The 2100-nt window shown below is 43.9% G+C and carries 2 protein-coding genes; both read right to left on the minus strand.

Annotation, left to right across the window (positions count from 1 at the left end; genetic code table 11):
- Window positions 1–1736, minus strand: a 1736-nt coding sequence (gene glmS / locus WCO51_12865) for a glutamine--fructose-6-phosphate transaminase (isomerizing) (protein MEI6514145.1), incomplete at its 3' end; no start/stop codon positions are given.
- A gap of 183 nt (window positions 1737–1919) precedes the next feature.
- A partial coding sequence (locus WCO51_12870) for a hypothetical protein (protein MEI6514146.1) occupies window positions 1920–2100 on the minus strand: 181 nt, incomplete at its 5' end.

The raw sequence follows: 2100 nt of genomic DNA on the forward strand, positions 1-2100 counted from the left end.
ACACTCTTCGCCAGATTGCGGGGTTTGTCTATGGGGAGGTTTTTTTCTTTGGCGATGTAATAGGTTAATAATTGGCCGATAATCGTGGCTAGGATTGCGAAACTGTCATCATCTTTCGCGCTGATCTTGATTTGTTGCTTGAATTCGTTTTCGTTGGAATTGGTGATGGCAATCACCCAGGCGCCGCGGCTTTCGACTTCCTTGGTGTTAGAAACAATATCCTCTTCACCCTCCGGCATGAGGGAGATGACCGGTGTACCATCTTCGATCAAAGCAATCGTGCCATGCTTGAGTTCGCCGCCCATCATCCCCTCTGCATGAATATAAGGGATTTCTTTTAGCTTCAGAGCAATTTCACAAGCAACTGGATACATCACACCGCGGCCAATTAAATAGATATCACTTACGCCCTTCAAGTCCTTGGCAAGCTCCATTATTTTTGGCCGTAGGTCCATTACCTGTTCCATATGGTCGAGAATTCGTTCAAGTCCTGTTTCAAGGCCAAGAGATGAGCATAACTTGATGAGTAATAGGCACTGATTAACAAATGATTTGGTAGCTGCGACACAGACTTCTTGTCCGGCAAGTATCTCAAGATGAAGATCGGTCATTCTCTGAATGGTCGAATAAGGCACGTTTACGATGCTGGCCGTGGGTGCGCCATGAGCTTTGGCGATTTTCATCGCATCAATCACATCCATCGTTTCACCGCTCTGGCTCACCGCAATAACTAAAGTCTTTTCATTAGGCGGAACGTGGTGTTTGAGTTCAGACGCAACCAGTACCTGCGCTTCAATTCCAAGCCTGCGCATAAGATAACTGCCTATCAAAGAAGCGTGGTAGGAGGTACCAGATCCGATAAAGAGAACCCTATCGCACGCCTTGACCATCGCCGCCAACTTATCGAGTTTGTCTTTTTGAGTTGTCTCAAGAGCGCTAAGCAGACGTTGCGCCGCGACAGGCTCATCGAGAATCTCTTTAATCATATAATGCTCATACTGATGCTCTGTCGTCTGTTGCTGCCAATAGAATTGCTTGATTTCTTTTTGAATTGACGACCCTTTCAAATCGAAGAAGGCATAGCCGGTTTCATCTATGATAGCGAACTCATTATCTTCAAAGAATATCGCCTTATTAGTCTTTTCTGAAAAGGCATAAATATCGCTAGCCAGCATCAACGCTTCATCCGTCAAACCCAAAACCAAAGGGGAGTCGCGCTTGAGGGCATAGATTCGGTTTTCGCCTTTGCGCAGTAGTAAGATCGCAAACGTGCCTTTAGCTACTGTAAAAAACTCACAAATTGCTTCGCTGACGGTATTTCCGATCTTTAAAGCTTCTTCGAAGTAATGGGAAATAATTTCGCTATCGGTCTGGCTTGAGAAGGTGTGGCCGAGATTTTCCAGCCCAGCTTTAAGCTCGCGATAGTTTTCAATGATGCCGTTATGAACAATATAAAAAGTGCTGGTACAGTCGCAATGGGGGTGAGCATTTTTTTCTGTAACGCCCCCATGAGTAGCCCATCGAGTGTGGGCAATGACAGCTTTACAGGCATCGAAGGACTTATTAAAAACAATCGGGCCTACCCGTCTTTGAACAACCCCAAGATCAGATGCCCAACCAAATGAATCATAACCTCGATATTCGAGGCGCTTTAGAAACACAAGAGCTTCGGACGAAGGGAACCGTTCTTCACTCACCATTCCGACTATTCCGCACATATTAACTCCTGTTGACATTAAGCCCGTCTTCAGCTTCAACCCCAGTAGTAATTCATAACACCGTTTTCACAGTAATTATTACTATAATATATTTCGGCGAGAAAAGCAAATTAAACTCAGCATTTGTATCTCAATTGCCAATTTGAACAATTCTATCAATAAAAGTTATTTGAATGTCGTTAATTAATAACTTGTTTGCTTCTATGTTCCTGTGAAATTAAGTACAACTCGCTTTTGATTTGGGTTGATTTTTATCATGTTATCCCCCATTTGACAGCAGCCGGTGGAGCAATGAACGAAATATTCGAAACCTTCATGAATAAAGTGCATCACGTTTGGCTCGACGCTTTTTAAGGCAGAATTTTTTTTGGGGCTCCAGGAA

The sequence above is a fragment of the bacterium genome, from assembly GCA_037131655.1.
In the GTDB taxonomy this organism is placed as follows: domain Bacteria; phylum Armatimonadota; class Fimbriimonadia; order Fimbriimonadales; family JBAXQP01; genus JBAXQP01.